Source organism: Pseudomonas sp. CFBP 8770 (assembly GCF_014841705.1).
Classification (GTDB): Bacteria; Pseudomonadota; Gammaproteobacteria; order Pseudomonadales; family Pseudomonadaceae; genus Aquipseudomonas.
This window is the reverse complement of sequence record NZ_JACYUL010000001.1, coordinates 699,290-720,035: the sequence shown is the minus strand read 5'-3', so window position 1 is coordinate 720,035 and position 20,746 is coordinate 699,290. Positions and strand designations below refer to the sequence as shown.

Below are 20,746 nucleotides of genomic sequence, written 5' to 3'. Positions count from 1 at the left end.
GTCGGGCAAAGAAGCGAGCCGTGCGCCGTGCTACGGTTGTCGATGGCGCGGACTCTAGACGCGGATAATTCAAATTTTCGTGAAAGATTCGCGAGGAAAAGCTCGTCGCGAGTCCGTTTCATGGCATGCGCTGGAACACAGCAATGCGGTCGCTTCATTCAGCCGAGGTGACAGCTACTTTCCACGTATTTTTCACAGTTCGTTCACTTCGTTCTGAACGGCGCAAACTTATCGTCGCGCTTAACGCAAGCGGCTACTGGATCCATTGATGACAGGCCGCCGTCGTTACTTCCCCACGTAACTTTCACTTGTTCTTCATCACTGGATCGGAGCCTGTCATGGCTATCGCATTACCTGTTCCTGCGTCCCGCCATTTTGACTTTCGATTGGCGCTGGGCATTCCGCTCGTGCTGATGGCAACGATGCTGTGGCTGTACCCCCCTGCCCTCGACTTCGCCCTGGCGCAGATCTTCTACGTGCCGGGGGTGGGCTTCATCGGACGCCAGAGCTACTGGCTGGAAAACATTCTGCATGATCGCGCCAAGCAGGCGGTGATCGCCTTTGCGGTACTTGCACTTGCAGGTTTCGTGGCAAGTCTGTGGGCCACGCGCCTGCGCCAATGGCGTCGCCCACTGGGGTATGTGGTGCTGGCGATGGCGCTGACAACGTCGGTGGTGACGCCGCTCAAGGTGCTGACAGCCGTGCATTGTCCCTGGAGCCTGAAAGAGTTCGGCGGTCAGGAAACCTATACACCGTTGCTCAGCCCCCGTGCCGCGACGGAAAAACCCGGTCTGTGCTGGCCCGGCGGCCATGCGTCGAGCGGCTTCTCGCTGCTTGCCCTGTTCTTTTTCTGGCGCGATCGCCGCCCACGCACTGCGCGAATCGCACTGGCGGTGGCGCTGACACTGGGATCGGTCTTTTCGCTGGGACGAATGGCGCAAGGTGCGCACTTCCTTTCCCATAACATCTGGACGCTGCTGATCGATTGGGTGATTTGCGTGCTGTGTTATCGCTGGATTCTCTACCGCCCCTCGACACAGCCTTCACCTGTGCCGGATGCGGCCCTGGTGCCCGAGGGACACCGGCGATGAACGCCCTATGGATGCACGATAGACGAACTGGGGTGCTGCTGAGCCTAGCCTTATCGGCAGTATTGTTGAGCGCCTGCCAAACGACCCGGGAGCGGCTATTGGCCGAGGGCTACCCTGCCCCCTTCGCCACCGGCTTCGAAGACGGCTGCGGCAGTGGTCGGCACGCCGCGCAAGCCTTGGGCGAATTTCGCAAGAATGTGCCTGTCTACCTTTCGGATCGTCAATACGCCACCGGCTGGGACGACGGCTTCCGGCAATGCCAAGCCAGCGCCATCGCTGACTTCCAACGGCATGTCGGCATCGACAGCAAGGAAGACCGCGATTGGCGCCACGCCAAGGATCAGGGATGGGGCAAGGCGCTTTCCAGGTAAGCGTCGCTGCGCCAGGCCCGGGGATCTGCTGGCAAAGCCCGGTCGCCTAACGCATGAGCACCAACGGGTCGCCCGGATTGATCGCGCGCAGATCCTCGATCAATTGCCGCACGCTTTGCGCGTCTCCACTGCTGCGTTTGCGCACGATGATCGCCATGCGAACTTCTCGATCCTGAGGATGCAGTTGCAGGGTTTCAGCAAGCAAGGCATCGGCTGCGGCAACCTCGCCCAGGCTTTGCATTGCCAGCGCAAGAACGTAGGCGTAGCGGGCGTTGCTGGGCTCCAGACGATTGGCTTCGCGCAGCGCCAGCAATGCCATACCTGCCTGCCGTTGACGTATCAGCGTCAGACCCTGGGTAAATTGCAACAGTGCGCTGTTTGGCGTTCTCAGCAAGTGCGCGCTCAACAGCGCCAGTGCCTCCTCGGGCAGACGCTGAGACTCCAGCCATTGCCCCAGGGCGACCACCGCGGGCGCAAAGTCCGGATCGCGTTCGATAGCCGTGCGCAGGTAAGGCTCGACTTTGGCGATCTGCCCTTGCGATTGATAAAGCAAAGCCAGATTCAGGTTCGCTTCGGCGCGCTCCTGCAACTGCAACTGCGTCGTTTCGTACTCAGCCAGGGCCTTATCGAATGCGCTCTGCCACCGTCCCAGGCTCGGTCCCGCCTCAAGCAGTGCCGACGCGCTGGCCAGTCGCACAGCCAGAATCGGATCGCTCAACGAGGCCCCCAGCACAGCAGCGCGCCGAGCGCCGGGCAACTGCGCGGCCACGGTTTTCACAGCAGTTTCGCGGACCTGGGCATCGGCGTCCGTCAACGCCTCGACGGCAGATGCCAAGGCACGTTCGCTTGGGTAATCGGCAACTTCGGCGAGCAAGGTGGTGCGGCGAATGGCCGACAGCGTGGGCGTGGCCAACTCGCCGAAAAGCGCATCCGCGGCGCCGGGAAGGCCGGCGCGAGCCAGCCAGAGCGACTCTGCGTAGTTGAATGTCGGGTTCCGTGGTGTCCCGTACCACTGGGTGTAGCGCTCGATCAGCTGTTCGGCGGGCATGTCCCGATGACAACCGATGCAGGCGTCCGGGGTACCCAGACGCTGCGCGAGCGCGGGATTGGGCAGGCTGAAACTGTGGTCGTGACGCAGATCGTTGACCATGAAGAGTTTTCCGGGCATGTGACAGGCGATGCACTGGCTGCCGGCACTGCCAGGTACGTGATGGTGATGCTCCGGCGACAGGTAGTCCTTGGCTTTCAGCCCTCGCGCATCGACGCCAGGCACGACCGTCTTGCCGACCGTGTTGTGACATTGCAGACAGACCGCATCGCCCGAAGCTTTGAGCTCGGTGCTGTGGGGATTGTGACACGCGGTGCAAGCGACGCCCTTGGCGAACATCTTGCTTTGCAGAAACGAGCCGTGTTCGAAGACTTCACCCTTGATCTTGCCGTCGACCTCGTACAGCTCGGCGGTCAGCGCGCTGGGCAGGTAGGCGTCCAGCAAAGGCTTGCCGGGCAGACTGTCATCCGCCAATGAAGCACGGCGCGAGTGACATCGCGCGCAGGTGTCGGCCTGAGCCGCGTTATCCGCCTGTGTCAGGTCGACAGCAAAGCCCACGCCGGTGGCAGCGCTGCGCTGCGCGCCACTGCCAGCCCATGTCACGTGATCTGAGCCCGGTCCATGGCACGCCTGGCAACCCACACCCAGACTGTTCCACTGGCTGTCGAAAGTATTGGTGCTGGCGTCGAAGTTGCGTTTGAAACCCGTTGTATGGCACTCCACACACATGAAGTTGGCATTCTGGCCTGGCTTGCTCCAGTGCAACGGGTCGCGAAAGTCGACCCCCTGCCCCGGGTAGATCGTGAACCAGCCCCCCTTGGCTGTGTCCCAGGCAACATTCAACGCCTGAAGACGTCCGCCGGAAGTTTCCAGCAGGTACTGCTGCAGCGGCGCAACGCCGAACGCGTAAGCCACCTTGAAATCATTGGCGATACCCTGCGCATCGGTAGCCTTGACCCAGAACTCCTCCCCACGGCGAAAGAAAACCGTCAGCTCTCGTTCGCCGTGGAAAGTAACGTCGTTGAAGTCGCCTTTCACGCTTGACTCGTCGGCAGCCTGCATCGCCAATTGGTGGTGGCTTCCCTGCCAGTCCTGGATCTGACTCGCATGGCAACCCGCACACGTACGCTCCTCTACCAAGGTGGCGGCAGAAGAAACCGTGACGACGTCTAGCCACAGCAAGACCAGTCGCGCAACCAGCCCGTACTTACTTGATGAACGCGCCCAGGTCATTGGTCAGGTCCTTAATGGCCTGATCGAAATCGCTCGCGGTAATCTGGGTAGAGGCATTGTTCAGCTGTTTGCCGAACACCTTGCGCACCACCCGAGCAAGCGGTTCATTGGTCTGGGCGTCCAGCAAAGCCGCTTCCAGATACAGCTCGGAGTTCTGGTCACGATGGCCCGAGGCCGCACTGACCGTCCCCACTACGGCCGCAACGGGAATCACTTCGTACCACTTCATGCCTTCGTTCGAAGCACTGACGCCGGTGATCGCTGCCCGCAAAATCAATGCACGGCCCCCAGCAGGCACCTGCCGGGAAGAATCGACCACACGATAGCGTTTTGACAACGCGCTCATGGCGCCCTGGCTTGCGGTGCTGCGAAGTTGCTCCAGCGTCTGCACGTTGACCCGATCGGTCGCCTTGGGTGCTGGGTAGAGAACCAGCTCATCGAATATAGCGGTGTCATAGGCCGACGGGTTGAACGTGCTCGAGACCCACCGCAGGGTCGGCGCCCCTGAAGCGGAAACGGCAGGCTTGAGCACGTCATAGCGATCCAGATAGCCGGAATACTGCTCCTTCTCCGTCACCTTGGAGACACAGCCCACAAGCAACAGCGTGCTCAAAGCCAAGCCGCTCATCCATTGATGCGATCTATTCATGTCGGTGTGTCCTGTGGTCGTCTGAGCCGTGGATTGATTACTACCGTGTCCAACAAAGCGTGTTTTAGAAGCGCCATGTCACTGCACCGCTGAGGGTTTGCAGCCACGCGTCTGCGAATTCGCCGCTGGTGCGGTCGCTCGACAGTGACTTGCTCTGGTCTACCGACAGATCGCCCATCCAGACCATGTCCCAGCTCAGGTTGAGCTCGGTGTTTCTGTCGAACAGATAGGTAATGCCAGTCCCCAGACGCCATTGCGCGCTCATGGGATTGGCCAAGGTGCGATTGTCGCTGGACACCGCCGAGGTATCGTAGGCAACCCCAGCGCTCCAGAGCAGCTTGGGCGTGGCTTGATACTGGGTGCCGATCGCCAATTGATAGGTGTCTTTGTACTGGGCTTCGACAACGGTCGACGCCGACCCTGCCTGCGAGGTGTCGATATCGACATTGATGTCTCCGAAGCGCGACCAGTCCTGCCAGTTGACCGTTGCCAGAACGGCCCAACGGGCATCCAACTGGTGAAACACGCTGAAAGTGGCTGTCTGCGGAACGCGCACGTCCAGTCCGATTGCCGTTGCATTGGCTCTGTCGAGAAAAACCCCGCCGCCCTGCACCTTCAGCCTGTCTTCGAAATGCAGGTCGATCGCGCTGGTATAGGTCAGGCCAAAACGCGTGCCCGCTTGTGGCGAGTAGATGACCCCCAGGTTCGCGCCCGCCCCCCAATCGTTGTTCTTGTACTTGTATTGCCCATCGCTTCGGTCAGTCAGCCCGAAGGGCGAGCGATCTATGGCCGCTTCGGTTTGCAGCGTGGCGTACATGGCTTTCACGCCAACGCCCACTGACCATTGCTCGTTGAACGTGTAGGCCACCGTGGGCACCAGTGACAGCCCGGCAATGCTGCCGTACTGGCTGAAATAGCGTCCCGACCAGTTGTTGTTGTAATCCAGTGCCAACCCGAAATCGCCGTAGGCACCGAAGCCTGCACTCCAGTGATCGTCGATCCGGTGGGACACGAAAAAACTTCCCCCCGGCGTCGGCGTGATCGCATTGCCACTGCCGCTGCCCGGTACGTTGGTGTCGGCGTCGCGGTCGAACTCGACGTTGCCGTAGATAAGCTGTGCACCCGCCGATATCTGCGTGCCGTTCAGATAACCAATGCCGGCAGGGTTGCTGGCAATCGTCGAAGGCCCCTGGGCCCGCGCCGCCGCGCCAGCATTGACCAGCCCGGTATTGTCGCTGCCCACCTCATACAGCATGATGCCGCCAGCGAACGCCGGGTGAACACAGACCAGCGTGCAGAGCGAAAGGATCGCAACAGGTAGCGTTTTGGAAGTGCGATGCATACGAGCTCCACGACCCTGAAAGCGCTGACGCGTTCAGGGTCAGTACCGATGGCTTAGCGCCCAGCGTGGGCGGCAATGGCTTTCTGGATCTGGGCCTTGACGGCATCCATATTGAACGACGCGCCCTTTTGCATCGGCGGGAACTCGATGGCGGTCATCGCTACCTTGGCCACCTCCTGCTGCACGAACTGAAAACGCCAGAATTCATACATGAACCAGTTCATGTACATATAGGAACCCTTTGCCCCGTTGGGAAAGCCGGTCCGTTCGAAAGGGTCGAGGCGCAAGTTGGTCAGAATCGGCATATCGACCGATACCGTATTTCCAATCCAACCATCGGGCTGGTCGGTGAACCGATATTTGAAGTCATCTATACGGACAGCCGCCAGCGTCCCTTCGGTGAAGTACAGCAACTCACGACGCGGGGAAGGCCCCTTGCCGGTCAGCATTGCGGTCTGGTCATAGCCGTCCAGATGCACTTTATAGTCTTGCCCATCGATGCTTTTACCCTTCAGCAACTCTTGGGTGAGCGTAGGGTTGCCGGCGGCGGCCACGAAGGTCGGGAACCAGTCCATGCCCGACATGATGCCGTTGGCGACACTGCCGGGTGCTATCTTGCCTGGCCAACTGATCACGGCGGGAACGCGGAAGCCGCCTTCGAGCGCAGTACCCTTGCCGCCGGCAAAAGGCGTTTGCCCGCCGTCGGGCCAGGTGAAGTTCTCCGCGCCATTGTCAGTGGTGAATACCACGATGGTGTTATCGGCGACGCCCATCTCGTCGAGCTTCTTCATGACATCTCCCACGATGTCATCGAGTTGAGCCATGCCGGCCTCTTGTTGACTCCAGTTGTTGTCGGAGTTGCGCAGCGCATCGTACTTGGCAGACAAGTGGGTAGTGACGTGCATGCGGGTGGGGTTCAACCAGAGGAAGAAAGGTTTGTTCTGTTGCTTGGCGCTGTCCAGAAAAGTCAGTGCTTTGTCACGAATTTCTTCGTCGACGGTTTCCATGCGCTTGGGGAACAGTTCACCGGCGTCCTCGATCTTCTGCTTGCCCACTTTGCCCCAGCGCGGCTGCACCGTGGCATCTTCCGTCGTCGTTGCCCAGGAGTGGATCATGTTGCGGGGGCCGACCTGGTCGCGCAGATTTTGCGGGTACGTCGGATGCGACGGGTCTTCCATCGCATCGAGATGATAGAGATAACCAAAAAACTCATCGAAGCCATGCACGGTCGGCAGGAACTCGTTCAAATCGCCCAAATGATTCTTGCCGAACTGGCCGGTGGCGTAACCCATCGACTTGAGGGTCGTGGCAATCGTCAAAGCCTGTGCCGGAATGCCGATGGGAGAGCCCGGCTGGCCCACTGTCGTCATGCCAGTACGAATGGGAAGTTCGCCCGTGATGAAGTTTGCTCGACCCGCGGTACAACTGGCCTCGGCGTAATAATCGGTGAAGCGCATGCCCTGTGCGGCAATGGAATCGATATTGGGCGTGCGCCCGGCCATCATGCCCTGGTTGTAGGCACCAATATTGAACCACCCCACATCGTCAGCCATGATCACTACGATATTGGGTTTTACGGGATCTGCGGCCTGCACGCTTACGCCAGTCATCGCGCAGTACAGGGTGGCGAGCGCCAGCCCTGTCACTAGTTTTCTGTCCATGTGAGTGCCCTGTGCTGGTTGTCTGTAACGAGTTGATCCGCTCATCGCGTGTTACCGCGTGAGCGCAGGCTTTCCGAGCTCGCGACTTCCCAAACTGGCAATAGGCCGGCAAATAAAGTCAGGCGTTTTTAACAGGGCGCCTTATTTGCACTGAATGGACAGCGATATATTTTGCGAGCCGATCAATACTCTCCCCCTTGAAAAACCATCGAGATATTCAAGGCATCGGTATTCAAAAGAACTCACGCAATAGAAAGAAGCCGAGCACAGCGGCAATGAACAACTCAACAAACACCCAACAAGCGACACCTTGACTGCCTGGACGAGCGTGTCAAAGAGAACAACCTGAGAAGTCATTAAATGTTCGGCAAGAAAGAATTTAGCACGTAAAATGAGAAAGCAACGGCTATTTTCCCTGAAACATGCGACGCCTTTGAAATCCTTGAAGATTTATTATTTACTTCAAGCAATGCCAGGTATTCCAGGCGATCGGGCCTGTCTCGACTCGAACATTCAACGCCGTGCGTCATCGACAACTTCCCGAATCGGGCCTTCCTTATTACCTGCAGGCATATCGACTTGACCCATTACGTGATCGCCCTGGCTGTTTTCCTGTGCGTATTCGGCAGTGCACTCATCGGCCTGTATCTGCGCCACAAGCTTCCCGAACATCATTTGGGTGACGATTCCGTTTCAGTGGTGAAGTTGGCAACCGGCTTGATCGCCACGTTGGCCGCCCTGGTGTTGAGCCTGCTTATTTCGTCGGCAAAGGCAACCTACGACACCACGGCCAGCGAGGTCATTCACAATGCGGCCATGGTGATCCATCTTGACCGTGATCTCGCCCGTTACGGCCCTCAGACAAACGCTGTGCGGACCTTGCTCAAGCACAACTACGCACAGGCCGTCGACATACTGGAATCCGGCGAAAGTGCAACACTGTCGCTGCTCGGTGGCCCCCAGGCAATCGCTCGATCGGAAACGTTGCAGGCCGCGATCGAAGCGCTCACGCCTGCCAACCCATCGCAGCAGAACGCGAAGGCGCAATCGCTGCAACTCGTAGACCAGATTTTCGCCGCCCGCTGGCTCGTCCTCTTGCAAGTACAGGGCTCGATTCCCATGCCGCTATTGATGGTGCTGGTCGCATGGCTTTCAACTATCTTTGGCTGCTTCGGTTTGTTCGCCAAGGCCAATGGCACCGTCATGGTCGCACTGCTGATGTGCGCCTTGAGCGTCGCGGCGGCCGTTTTCATGATCGAAGAAATGAGCAGACCCTTGGACGGCCTGGTCAAAGTCTCGGTTGCACCAATGCGCAATACGCTTGAGCGGATGGGGCAGTGATGCCATTACTGGCGATGCCCTCACACTGGGAGAAGAGGATGTACGAGAACATTAAGTGGCCATTGACCCTCTACTTCGACGGCGACTGCCCTCTCTGTGCCCACGAAATCAAGGTTCTGAGGGCGCGCGCCTTGCCCGAGCGCCTTCGTTTCGCCGATATCAGCGATCCGGCGTTCGATGCGCAATCCATGGGCTTCACCCGTGCGCACATGGAGTCGTTGCTTCATGCCCGGTTCAGCGATGGAACATGGGTCACCGGCCTGGACGCGACACTCTGGAGTTGGCGAGCTGCGGGCCTTGGTGTTTGGGCCGCGCCGTTGTCGTGGCGATGGGCAAGACCGCTGTTCAACGTTGGCTATCGCCTGTTCTGCCGATGGCGTCCGCACCTGGCCTGGCTGCCCCACCCGGACGGCAGTGCCCGCTGCAGGAACGGCAGTTGTGCAGTTCCCGAAGCGGACAGCGCCGGGCAAAAGCGGCCACCGTCCGGACCGCGTTGAGGGTAGATCGCCCGGCTCGTCAATGGGGCAGTCAGGAGGCAGCGACCTAGCCGTTGCAGCCTTCCTAGGCGTAATCCCCCTATCTGCTGGCATCGAACAGCTCAGCGCCTGCCAAAGCGATATGCACTTCTCGTCGTGTTTTTGCCCGGAGAAAAAACTAGAAACATTTTGAAACATGCACCTTGGATACCCACTCCAACGTCTTTCCCCCAAAGACTATTCCATGAAAACGCCCCGTCCTGCCGCACGCCTGGAACCGCTCGAGCAACTGCGCAATTTGAAGATGGCCCGATCCGCGCATGCCTATGTGCGCGGCAGTACCGTGCAGTTCTATGAATGGCTGCAGTCCCAGTCCGGTCGGCGCTTGCCCAGTGGGCCGCCGGTGTGGATCTGTGGCGACTGTCACGCCGGCAACCTCGGCCCGACCGGCGATTTGAAGGGTCGCATCGATATCCACATCCGCGACCTGGACCAGACCGTGATCGGCAACCCTGTCCACGACCTGGTCCGGCTCGGCCTGTCGCTGGCGACCGCGGCTCGCGGTTCCGACCTGCCCGGCGTGGCCACCGCGCGCATGCTCGAAGAGATGATGGTGGGCTACGAGCAAGCCTTCGAAAACAACCAGGAAGAACAGCCGCAGCGTCCCGCGCAGGTCAAGGCTGGCATGCGCAGCGCGGTGCAGCGCACGTGGAAGCATCTGGCGCAGGAACGCATCGAAGACATGCGCCCGACGATTCCGCTGGGCAAGCACTTCTGGGCCCTGTCCAAGACCGAGCGCAGCGCTATCAAGACCCTGTGCGGCACCGACGAGATCCATGCTTTGGTCACGTCCCTCAAAGGGCGCTCGGGGAGTGACAGCGTAGAACTGCTGGATTCGGCTTATTGGGTCAAAGGTTGCAGCTCTCTGGGCCTCAAGCGCTATGCCGTGCTGCTCGGCGTGGGCGACGACGATGACCAGGAACTGTGTCTGCTGGACATCAAGGAAGCGGTCGCTGCCGCAGCGCCGCGCACCGTTCGTGCAGGCATGCCGCGCGATAACGGCCGGCGCGTGGTCGAAGGCGCCCGGCATCTGTCGCCCGGCTTGGGCAACCGGATGCTGGCCACGCGGATGCTCGACCATGGCTTCTTCATTCGTGAACTGCTGCCTCAGGACATGAAGCTTGAGCTCGACCAGTTGAGCGAAACCCAAGCCATGCGCGCGGCGAGCTACCTGGCCAGAGTCGTGGGTGCCGCCCATGCACGGCAGATGGACCTTTCGACCAGGGCTGACTGGATGCGCGAGCTGCAGACGAATCGTTCGAACACGCTGGACGCGCCGTCCTGGCTGTGGTCCAGCGTGGTTCATCTGGTGGGCAGTCATGAGCAAGGGTACCTGGAGCACTGCCGACGGTACGCTTTGCAGAATTGAACATCGGCGGCCGCGCACGGGACTAAATCCAAACCCCTCGCAGCTGCGCCACAAAGGAAACCCCAGTATGCATATTCTTCACATTGCCAGCTCCCCGCGTGGCGAGCGTTCCGCCTCGCTGAAACTGGCCGCTCGCTACCTGGAAACCGTCGCCTCCCATCAGCCTGACGCAACCGTCGACGTGCTGGATGTGTGGACCACCGATCTGCTGCCTTTCGACGGTCCCGCGTTGAATGCCAAGTACGCCGACCTCGAAGGCGTGGAAATGACTGCCGAACAGGCGGCCGTGTGGAAACAGATCCACGCCTTGGGCGAGCGCTTCCATCGTGCGGACGTGATTGTTTTCAGTGTGCCGATGTGGAATTTCGGTGTGCCCTATCGTCTCAAGCACCTGATCGACTCGGTGTCACAGCGCGGCGTGCTGTTCGATTTCGATGAACAGGGCATGTGCGGCCTGCTCAAGGGCAAGAAGGTGGTGGTGCTCGCCACACGTGGGGTGGTGCTGGGCGAGGACTACCCCACCGAGGACTACGACCATCAAGTTGCATTCCTCAGGACCTGGGCACGCATGGTGGGAATTCCAGCCATCGACACGGTGGAGTCGGAAGCGACGCTGGGCGATGCCGCAACGGCCGAGGCCAGCTTCAACGCCGCCCTGGATGCAGCCACCAAGCTGGCTGCATCGCTGTAGCGCTCCGACCGCTAGCCTCGATGGACCAGAGCGCGCCGATTTGCCCCTGGGCGCAGATCGGCGCCTCCCTCGGGGCGCCTTCCTATAGCTTGAACCGCGCCACCACGGTGCGCAGCTCGGTTGCAAGCAGTGATAGCTCTTCTGCAGTCACGGCGTTGTCTTCGATACCTTCCATCAACGCCAGGCTGCCATTGCGAATCTCGGTCACGTTGCGGTTGATGTCCTCCGACACGGCGTGCTGCTGAACGGCCGCGCTGGCGATCTGGGTGTTCATGCCGACGATCTGCTCGACGCCATCGCTGATGGCATCCAGGCTGGTCGAGGCCGCATCGGCGGACTGCAGGCATTCCTGGGCGCGCTGCTTTCCAGCCTTCATCTGCTCGACGGCAGCAGCGGTAGCCAATTGCAGTTCCTGAATGATCCGGCGGATCTCTTCGGTGGAGTTTTGCGTACGCGATGCCAGGGTCCTCACTTCGTCGGCGACCACCGCGAAGCCGCGGCCCTGCTCACCCGCGCGGGCGGCTTCGATGGCCGCGTTCAAGGCCAGCAGGTTGGTCTGGTCGGCAATGTTGCGGATCACTTCGATGACCCCGCCGATCTGCTGGCTGTGCTGGGCAAGCGCCGAGACCTTCTGCGCGCTGCGCTCCACTTCGTCGGCCAAGGCCTCGATGGTGACCTTGGTTTCGTGCATCTGCGCCAGCCCGGCATGGGACGACTGGCTGGCCTGTTCGGCGGCGTGGGCGGCACCTTCGGTGTTCTGCGCGACGTCGGCAACGCTGGTGGTCATTTCGTTGATGGCCGTGGCCACCTGCTCGGTTTCGCTTTGCTGGGTATTCATCGAGCGTTTGGCGCGGTCGATGGATACACCCATGCGCGTGGCGGCATCGGACACCGACTGCGAGCTGCGCTCGACCTGAGCCAGCGAGCCACTGAAGGCCTGCACCATATGGTTCAGGCTGTTGCCCACGTCGGCCATTTCATCCTTGCCGCGGACCTGGACGCGCGTGCTCAGGTCGCCTTGGGCAATGAGCTGGGTGGCCAACAGGACATCCTGAATGGTACGGCGCATGGCGCTGTAGATGCCGCAGAACACGTAGACCAGCAGCAGGCCGACGAGCGCGAACATGCCAATGATGAACTGGCGCTGAGCATTCTTTTCCTCGACACGATGCTCCAGCCGGTTCAGCAACTCCTCCTGCAAAGTGTCCTGGGCCTTGTACAACTCAGCCACGACCGCATTGCCCTTGGCGGGTACGTTCTGCACGTTGCCCAGTGTATCGCTGGTAGAGGACGTCACCGCGTCGAGGTCCGCACGGAAGCCCTCGAGGCTTGCGAAAGCGCTGTTGATCGGTGCCTGGATCCGATCGGCGAGCGCGGGCTCACGGCGACGTAGCAGTGCCAGGCTTTGCTGCAGCTCCTTGTGGATGAGCAGTTCGTTCTTGAGCATCGACTTGATTACGCCGCGCGTAGCCGGGCTCAACACCTGCCCTTCACGCAGGCCGCTGGCGAGCCCACGCAGTTGCCCGACGATGTTGATCTGGCGAGGCAGGCGCAGGGTGCTCTGATCGATCATGAACAGCGAAGCGTAATCTTCATCCAGCACCATCCCCGACGTGGCCGACACGTAATAGACGAAATTCAGCGTCTCGGTGAGTTGGTCGTTCCACGCATCGAACACGCCGCTCTGGTCGGCACCCGGCTTGGCCTGCGCCATCAACCGCGTGGCTGCTGCGTGCAGATCCTGGACGCGGTCACCGGTTTCCAGTGCCTCATTGAACTCGCGGTCCGTGGCGGCCAGCTTCGAGAATGCGTCCTCCAGCTTCGCCTGGTTGGCCAGTACATCGGCTTGCGCAGTCGAATCGCCGCTGAGCAGACGATTGCTCAAGGCGCGCTGGAGCATGGACAAGCGCAAGACGGGCGTGACGTCCAGCAGGTAACGCTGGCCTGCCTGCTCCGAACGGATGACTGCAAGGCTGTCGTTGATTTGAATGATGAAACGGGTGCCCAGCAGCGCCAGGGGAACCAGGACGATGATGGCCAGTACCGCAAACTTCGTCGGAAAGCGTAATCGGTTGGCCAGTGCTACGGCAGGAGCAAGGATGTTCATGAGGTTCTCACAGCCCGAAATGGGACGGTTCGTAATGGGTCTTGGGGTGAGAACGGTCCATTTCTCCGACGCCTGGGCTCTGTTCGGCCCATGTGGCTGCGCACAATTGTTCTGCGGTCAAACGTGCGTATCGGTAGTGATCCAAAGAACTTTACAGAAAGTTGTACATATATTTATTTCTGTAAAGGTTTTGAACTTTTCAGAGCAGGTGATGTCCATTTGGCATCAGTGTATCTCGAGTCGATTTTCCCCGCCGATTGAGGAAAGTTATTCATCAGTGTCGATCCAAAAGGTCGGAAACAGGCATCAGGCCGGGCGTTAGACTGGTGCCATCTCTTGGATTTTGGGGCAGGCACTATGAATCAGGGCAATCAATCGCACGATCTGGCTGACCACGAAGCATTCAGTCGCACTTTCCAACAGGGTCAATTGACCATTGGTTTCATTTCCCCGGCCAGTGGCTACCCCGATAGCCCCTTTCCGGATTTGTCCGATCAGGCCGAGATCGTACAAAGCCTCGACCGCAGTGACGCTGCAGCCCTGTGGCTTCGCGATGTGCCGTTCTACGACCCTTCGTTCGGTGACACCGGCCAGGTGCTGGACCCGCTGGTATACGCCGGCTGGCTGGCCGCACTCACCCAACGGATCGCCATAGGCACGGCCGGGTTCGTCACGCCCCTGCGCGAGCCGGTCATCACCGCCAAGCAGATCACCACCGCCGACCAACTGTTGGGCGGGCGCTTCCTGGCCGGCATGGCCTCCGGCGACCGGCCCACCGAATACCCGGCCTTCGGCGTCGATTTCGCCACCCGCGTCGAGCGCTACCGCGAAGCGGTGGCCTTGATCAAGACGCTGACCTCGGTGTCCTTCCCGCGTTTGCAAACCGAGCATTTCGGCCATTTGCGCGGCGACATCGACTTGGTACCCAAACCAGCGGCCTCGCGTATTCCCATCATTGCCATCGGCCGGGCGGGCCAGAGCCTGGAATGGCTGGCAGAGCACGTCGACGCGTGGATCTGGCATGGCGATGCCCAGCGTATGCCGGAGGTGGTGCCGCACTGGCGTGAAATGACCGCGTCCCGGGGTTTCGTACCGTTTGGCTATGGCGCGATGTTCGACCTGGACACCGATGCCGACGCACCGTTGCAGACCGGTCGAGTGCTGCGCGGCGGCCGTCATGCCCTCAAGGCGTTCTTCGCGCGCCAACGCGATGCCGGCGTCAACCATGTTGCCTTGAACCTCAAGCCAACACGGCGCCCGGCGCTGGAGGTGATTGCGGAACTGCAGGAGTATGTGCTTCCAGAGTTTGCCGTGGGGGCTGATTCGGCGGCTGTGTAAACATCACGCAGCAAGGGTCAGCCTGCGGCATTCAGCAGGAGACGCCGTGTAGTCACTGTAACCGTTGGTCAGCGTGACAGCCGGTCGTCCTTGCTATTTGGAACCACTGTCTATAATCAGGATGCCAGATACCCGCCCAGCGCCATTCGCCATGACTCTACGTGGTTTCATGAAGCGCACGTCTGGCATGTCGAACACTTCTAGAATATGCAACGCCCGAAATACCCGCAGTCCACGACAGCTGGACGCTGCCTTCGATCGAAGGAGTTCGGACCATGTCCGATCCAATCATCGGACCCGTCAAACTTGACGGCGTCAACTTCCAAACGTGGTTGTTGAAGTTTGATAAGCACGGCAACTGCGAATCGAAAAAGACGCAACAGGCACTTTTACAACATCTGCGCGACACACCTCCCCCGGCCATTGTTTTATTCTCCCACGGCTGGAATAACGAGTACGGCGATGCAACGGGTTTATATCGTCGCTTTCTTCTTCATCTTCAAGACCACTTTGCAGACCATCCGCCGAATATCCCATTGTTGTTTGTCGGCGTTATCTGGCCCAGCACATGGATGTCCTTCGATACCGGCCCGCATATCGGGAGCGCGGGTACACCGCTGCCTGATTCGCAAGAGCAACTGAACCAACGTCTGGCCGAAGAATGGGCAGCCAACTTAGCCGTGCCCGATCGGCAGAGGCTGATATCGCTACTGGCCAGCACCCGACTCGATCAAGCACAGGCCAAACAACTGACCGATCTGCTGAGCCAGGCATTGCGCAACATCGGAGGGCATGTTCCTGAGGCTTTGGAAAGTACAGCGCCGGACGCAGGTGAGTTGTTCAAGGCACTCACTTCGGTCCAGCGCCTGACAATGTCGAGCGTTAGCGCCGATGACACCAATGACGAGGCGCATGCCTTGATCGGTTCTTTAGGCGACCCGCAGTCGGCCGGCCTCCTGGATATCTTCGATCCACGCAATGCTATCCGGATCGCCTCCCTCTATCAGATGAAAGACCGTGCTGGCACGGTAGGGACCAATGGCGTAAGCGCCCTGCTCAGCCAGTTGAAAGCCGCCGCGCCGCTCGTACCTCTGCATCTGGTTGGCCACTCGTTCGGTGCCAAAGTCGTGATGTCGGCGCTGGCCTCCTATCAGGGCGGGAAAATCGAATCCGTGTTGTTGTTGCAGCCAGCGATTTCCTATTTGTGCATGGCCCGGGCCTTACCCGACGAGCCCGACCGACATGGTGCCTTCCGTGACGTTGCGACAAACGCTCGGCAAGCCCTGATGATCACGTACAGCGGCCACGATGTGCCGCTGCACGATTTCTTTCACCTCGCTCTGTTGCGAGACAAGGATGTAGGAGAATTCGCGCCTCGCCCCGCCTCTCCGTCCGAACAGGCGGGTAAGCCTCCCAACAAGTACGCTGCGCTGGGCGGATATGGGCCACCTGGCTCGGATGCTCCGCACGCTAACGTGCCTGAGGCGGGTGATACCTCCTTGCGCATTCACCTTGGCGATCCTCCGCTCGCCCTCGATGGCACCATCGACAAACGCATTAACGGTCATGGCGATGTCGCAACCCCAATCACTGCGTGGCTGTTGTACCTGCAACTACGCGCGGGGGTGCAACCATGAGCAGCAGAAGACGACGCAAAATGCTGGATGCCGTCAGCGCTTACAGGGGTTCAAAGCCGGTCGAAAGCCCCGGTTCCAGCGTCTTGTCAATCAAGCTGGCACTCACCCAGCCCGCCATGCTCCACTTCAAGCTGGCCGCCAGCCATTACGCGCCCGGCCAAACCAGGCCGGAGTCCGACGAAACGCCCGAAGCACTTGCCTGGGAGTTCCCATTCGCCGACGTTGTGAAAGCCGGCCACGAGCGTAATGCCGATCAGGTACGCAACTACACCCTCTGCCTTCCTCCCACGCTCGAAGAAGATCTTCGCTACCGCCTGCAAAGCCTGGAGAACGGCACACCCAATCTACTTTGGCTAGACCTGTGCAGGCCCTACGGGATATTGGGCGCACTGGATTGGGAGAAGCAAATCGGTACGGCATTGGGCAGACCGCTCCTGCGTCTGCCCGACTCCCCGATCAGCCCCACGCAGCGCCCTTACGTACTCGAGTGCGCAGTTATCGTTGATGCCTGCGCACCTGTCGATCCTACGGCCCTGCTATCGATGATCGAAACCATTTGCCTGGGAATTATCGAGCAATCCTCGAGGGAGCTGACCCACGTCCATGTGTTCGCCGCAGCGCCAGCCTTCGAATGTCTACGCATACTTGGCAATAACCCCAAGATCACCTTGCATGAACCTTCTTTGGCTCCAACACGTGATGAGGCGGTCAAACAGGATCTCAGCATTCCAGGCATGCCTATGGCTTCGATTGCCTGGGTCAACTGGATTATCCAGGGCCTGAATGGAAGCACACTTGATGTGGTGTATCTGGTCGGGCGCAGCCGATGGAATGAATCGGGGGCGGAACTGGTGTTATCGAGCTCTCCCTCTTCACGCGATATGCAGGTGTACAACCACACACTGGAACTCGATGAGCTGAATCTGCAGCTCAACCGCGCCGGAAGTTGGGCCACGGTATTCGTGCCGTCCGCCCCAGAACATGCACAGGCCATGGCTAACGTTGCCGACACTTTCGCACAGCGCCAGACAGGGGCTGTGATGTATCACCGCCTGAATGACCGCGATGGCTATCGACAAGCCTGCAAACTGTTGTTCGACCAGCAGAGTTACGAGGTGCCCAAGCTTGAGGATGGGTTCGTTTATTGCCATCCCGATTTCACCCGCGAAGACAAGTCAAAGCGTGCAGCCTGGTCTTTCGACGCGCTGGTGACGAACACAGCCCTGATAGAGCGGGCGTCGCTCCCCAGCCTTGCCACACGGGCCAGCTTGGCGGTCGATACTTCGAAAGCCAGCGCGATCCCTGAACAGGCTCCCGGGTGGGCAATCGCCTACCAACGGTTTCTGGAGTCCACAGCCCTCGAGGAGCTTCGTAGACTTTCGACCGATGTACTCGCCAGTCACGACACCTTGTCCAGAAGCGCACTTGCGAAACACTCAGCCGCCGGAGTGGACACGACGACCCTACAACGAACGTTGAGCGAAATCTCCTCGGTGGTGGCGTCCTATATCAAACACGACGACAAGGAGTCTTGACCATGAGCCATCTTGTTACGGTGGAAATCTGCGATTCGGGCGCATCCTTGGGCGTACGTTTACTTACAGGGCACGGCCTGCATGATCCAGATCAAATGCTTCGATTCGCATCGATGCCGGCGCAAAGGTTGCCATTATCCATGTCGCTCAGCACCTTGGGCGATGCAGCAGGCCACGGTCGAGCGCTTCTGGATGCGCTGAACGCCCATGGACCGATTGCATTGGAGTTGGCAGGCCTGTTCAGCCAATACCAAATCGCGACGACGCTGACCTTTTACATGACCACTTCGACCGCAGCTCTCTATCGCTGGGAGGCACTTTACAATCCGGTATCGAACCGCTTTCTATCAGCCCAGAACAACTGCAGCATGTTTCGTATCGCCAGCGGCAGGTCACCTGTTCTGAGCGAATCCCGCGAATATTCCGGCACTATCACGTTCAGTGCGTATCTGTCCGCTAGCGGTATCTACGCTTTTGATGAATGCAAGGCGCTGATCGAGGCGGTGAAAACCATACGCCAGTCAGGCCTGAACATTCGAACGTATCTCTATGTAGGTGAACAGCAACTACTCGATACCGCTGCCAGCCTATTGAACGGCACGCAGGCTATCGAGCTCCGTCCTATCCCTGCCAATGCATTGGCGTTTGAAGCGTCTCTCAAGGCTGATCGTGCCCAGCTCCTGCATTTCTTGGCCCACGGTGATATCCGTGAAGGCGAGGCTTTTCTCGAGTTCGCTTCGATCAGCGATCACGATAGAAATGCGGACCCTGATCATCCTGACATCGCTCCAGGCTCGATACGGCTTTCACTCGACCGTCTCGAACAAAGCCTGGCGGCGACCGGTACCACTTGGTTTACCTTGCTCAACTGCTGTTCGGGCGCAGCCTCGGTGTCCAAACTCTCATCCATGGCCGCGACACTGGCCAAGTCGGTATCCCCCATCACGATCGGCATGGCAGACCCCATCGACTATCGGGACGCCAAGCTGTTCGCCGAATCTTTTTATGAATCCGCACTTAAAACCATTCATCAAGCCACTGCAAGCCTCACCCCAGGTCAGTCCATCATCATCGACCTGAGTGTGGCCGTCAAAGCCGCACGCGTGGTGCTGTATGACACGGCGTGTGCGAGCAGGAACCTGCCCAACGGCTTCGCCCGGTGGTGCTTGCCGATAGTCTATCTGCGCGACATCCCATTGAAAATCACGCAGATAGACGAGAAGACCAAGACACGCATCGACGCTATAGCAAAGGTCTTGCAAGGTTTTTCATCCGACACGCCGCCACAAGTGCGTTCCGATGTCCTTGGTTTGCTCGCCAACGAACCATCGATACCTGCGCAGCTTTGGCCTGACCTCAATGGGAATATCTGATGACCCTTATCGAGCGGCCTGTAACCCTCCAGGTGAACGCCTGGAGCGGCAAGCACACTGTCGAAGGTGACTTGAGTGCCACCACGCCTTTCGCCCAGCGCCGCCAAGGCGATAAGCCGCCGCAGTGGCTGGCGGCGCCTGGCGAGGTCGACCTGCGCGAGTGGCGACATCCAGAAGTAGGCTGGGGGTTGGTGCTGCCCGACAATGACGACCTGTCGCCTCACGAGCGAGCAGGCGCCGAAGATGCGCCACTCCCTATCCAGCAGCTCCTGGCATCGAGACCCGGCTCGCCGGTCCTGCGCTGGCGGCAGGACTTGCAGCAAGGTTATTTGCGCCGATATTACGCCGACGGCAAATCACCAGAAGATCTTTCGTCGCTTTCGCTCAAACCGGGGATCAAAGAAGGCCACATACCTCGCTACCTGTTGATCTACGCCAGCCCGCGGCAAATTCCGTGGGCCGTCCAATACGCTCTGAACATCTCGACGTTCGTAGGACGCCTCGATTTGACCGGTGAAGGTCTGGCGAACTATGTCAATGCACTTATTGGCGATTGGGCGGAACATCAACCTTGCGATCCAGCCGCACCCTTGATCTGGCAGGTCAATCAAGGCGCGGGGGATATCACGGCTCTGATGTGCCGAGTGGTGGCGGACAAGGTCTGGGAAAGCTTCGGCAGCGATCCAGACTTGCCCAGGCGTCATCAGCTCAAGGAAGACGCGGCCACCGCCGCCTCGCTGTACGCTGCGCTGAGCGAACGGCAGCCTGGGTTGGTGGTGACTACCAGCCATGGTATGACCGGCCCACTCGACGATAAAACCGCGTTGGCCGCGCAGCTTGGGCTGCCCGTAGATGTAACAGGCAGCCCCATCGCGCTTGCAGGTCTTTTACCCTGGAAGGCCAATGGCGCGATTTGGTACGCACACGCCTGTTGCTCGGCCGGTGCAGACGGGAAGTCCCGGTATCGCGGCCTGTTTGATGCAGATAATCGCATCGGCCAAATGCTCAATGCCGTCGCCGAGGGCGCCGGGCCAAGTATCGCACCGCTGCCGCGTGCCTTGCTTGGAGCACCGTCGCCGCTACGCGCATTCGTGGGCCATGTAGAGCCGACATTCGATTGGACCCTCAAGGACCCTCTGACAGGCCAATCGCAGGCCTACGCCGTGTGTGACGCACTTTACCCGGCCTTGTATCGTCAGGCCCCGCGCACGCCGATAGGTTATGCCCTGAGCGGGGTCTACAAAGAAGCAGGCCACTTTTACGGGGCCTGGCAAGAAGCGATTGACCAGATCGATAAAAACGTACCGGGCATGCGCAACTGGGCGCTGTATCGGCAACTGGTGGCTATGGATCGCCAGACCTTGGTAATCCTGGGCGATCCTACGGTTTCACTGCCCAAGCTCGCGCTTGGTTAAAGGTTGCGA

Annotated in this window: 16 protein-coding genes; 11 read left to right on the top strand and 5 right to left on the bottom strand. The window is 59.7% G+C overall.

Translation table 11 applies throughout. The annotated features are described in order from the left end of the window. Window positions 1-338: 338 nt before the first annotated feature. Together IFT98_RS03240 and IFT98_RS03235 are read left to right on the top strand one after the other, a co-directional pair. On the top strand, window positions 339-1,091 hold the full coding sequence (locus IFT98_RS03240; protein WP_192047567.1) for a phosphatase PAP2 family protein: 753 nt from the start codon (window positions 339-341) through the stop codon (window positions 1,089-1,091). An 11-nt stretch (window positions 1,092-1,102) separates the two neighbouring features. Beyond that, window positions 1,103-1,462 (top strand): hypothetical protein, encoded by a 360-nt coding sequence (locus tag IFT98_RS03235; protein ID WP_192047332.1) that lies wholly within the window; start codon window positions 1,103-1,105, stop codon window positions 1,460-1,462. Window positions 1,463-1,508: 46 nt separating this feature from the next. On the opposite strand, the gene IFT98_RS03230 is transcribed toward IFT98_RS03235, so the two are convergent. The 4 genes from IFT98_RS03230 to IFT98_RS03215 form a co-directional block, all read right to left on the bottom strand. After that, entirely contained in the window at window positions 1,509-3,743 is a 2,235-nt protein-coding gene (locus IFT98_RS03230) for a cytochrome c3 family protein (protein ID WP_192047333.1), read from the bottom strand. After that, window positions 3,718-4,392, bottom strand: a complete 675-nt coding sequence (locus IFT98_RS03225) for a DUF3313 domain-containing protein (protein WP_192047334.1) — start codon at window positions 4,390-4,392, stop codon at window positions 3,718-3,720. Before IFT98_RS03225 ends, IFT98_RS03230 begins: the two co-directional genes overlap by 26 nt. 64 nt (window positions 4,393-4,456) lie before the next feature. Then, window positions 4,457-5,734: an OmpP1/FadL family transporter gene (locus tag IFT98_RS03220; RefSeq protein ID WP_192047335.1), complete on the bottom strand. Its 1,278-nt coding sequence runs from the start codon at window positions 5,732-5,734 to the stop codon at window positions 4,457-4,459. Window positions 5,735-5,787: 53 nt separating this feature from the next. Beyond that, window positions 5,788-7,344, bottom strand: coding sequence for an arylsulfatase (locus IFT98_RS03215; protein WP_244650851.1), 1,557 nt, complete (start codon window positions 7,342-7,344; stop codon window positions 5,788-5,790). Between the two features lie 630 nt (window positions 7,345-7,974). Between IFT98_RS03215 and IFT98_RS03210 the strand changes: the two genes are divergently transcribed. From IFT98_RS03210 to IFT98_RS03195, 4 genes are all read left to right on the top strand, one after another. Then, the gene (locus IFT98_RS03210) at window positions 7,975-8,736 is read left to right on the top strand and encodes a bestrophin-like domain (protein WP_192047337.1); all 762 of its coding nucleotides are present in this window, start codon (window positions 7,975-7,977) and stop codon (window positions 8,734-8,736) included. 38 nt (window positions 8,737-8,774) lie between these two features. Continuing rightward, entirely contained in the window at window positions 8,775-9,233 is a 459-nt protein-coding gene (locus IFT98_RS03205; protein ID WP_192047338.1) for a thiol-disulfide oxidoreductase DCC family protein, read from the top strand. A gap of 223 nt (window positions 9,234-9,456) precedes the next feature. Next, the gene (locus IFT98_RS03200; protein WP_192047339.1) at window positions 9,457-10,641 is read left to right on the top strand and encodes a DUF2252 domain-containing protein; all 1,185 of its coding nucleotides are present in this window, start codon (window positions 9,457-9,459) and stop codon (window positions 10,639-10,641) included. A 67-nt stretch (window positions 10,642-10,708) separates the two neighbouring features. After that, window positions 10,709-11,332: an FMN-dependent NADH-azoreductase gene (locus IFT98_RS03195; protein WP_122712882.1), complete on the top strand. Its 624-nt coding sequence runs from the start codon at window positions 10,709-10,711 to the stop codon at window positions 11,330-11,332. Window positions 11,333-11,414: 82 nt separating this feature from the next. Here the strand turns inward: IFT98_RS03195 and IFT98_RS03190 are convergent, their stop codons facing one another. Continuing rightward, a complete protein-coding gene (locus tag IFT98_RS03190) occupies window positions 11,415-13,439 on the bottom strand; it encodes a methyl-accepting chemotaxis protein (RefSeq protein ID WP_192047340.1) in 2,025 nt (674 codons plus the stop codon). Between the two features lie 357 nt (window positions 13,440-13,796). Here IFT98_RS03190 and IFT98_RS03185 point away from each other — a divergent pair, with 357 nt between their 5' ends. The 5 genes from IFT98_RS03185 to IFT98_RS03165 all read left to right on the top strand — a co-directional run bounded on the left by IFT98_RS03185 (window position 13,797) and on the right by IFT98_RS03165 (window position 20,737). Beyond that, window positions 13,797-14,777 carry an LLM class oxidoreductase gene (locus IFT98_RS03185; protein WP_192047341.1) on the top strand — a complete coding sequence of 327 codons (981 nt, stop codon included), beginning with the start codon at window positions 13,797-13,799 and terminating at the stop codon, window positions 14,775-14,777. Between the two features lie 275 nt (window positions 14,778-15,052). After that, entirely contained in the window at window positions 15,053-16,414 is a 1,362-nt protein-coding gene (locus tag IFT98_RS03180; protein WP_192047342.1) for a hypothetical protein, read from the top strand. Window positions 16,415-16,434: 20 nt separating this feature from the next. Beyond that, window positions 16,435-17,949 carry a hypothetical protein gene (locus IFT98_RS03175; RefSeq protein WP_192047343.1) on the top strand — a complete coding sequence of 505 codons (1,515 nt, stop codon included), beginning with the start codon at window positions 16,435-16,437 and terminating at the stop codon, window positions 17,947-17,949. A 2-nt stretch (window positions 17,950-17,951) separates the two neighbouring features. Further along, a complete protein-coding gene (locus tag IFT98_RS03170; protein ID WP_192047344.1) occupies window positions 17,952-19,322 on the top strand; it encodes a CHAT domain-containing protein in 1,371 nt (456 codons plus the stop codon). Beyond that, window positions 19,322-20,737: a hypothetical protein gene (locus IFT98_RS03165; RefSeq protein ID WP_192047345.1), complete on the top strand. Its 1,416-nt coding sequence runs from the start codon at window positions 19,322-19,324 to the stop codon at window positions 20,735-20,737. Before IFT98_RS03170 ends, IFT98_RS03165 begins: the two co-directional genes overlap by 1 nt. The last annotated feature ends 9 nt before the right edge of the window (window positions 20,738-20,746 follow it).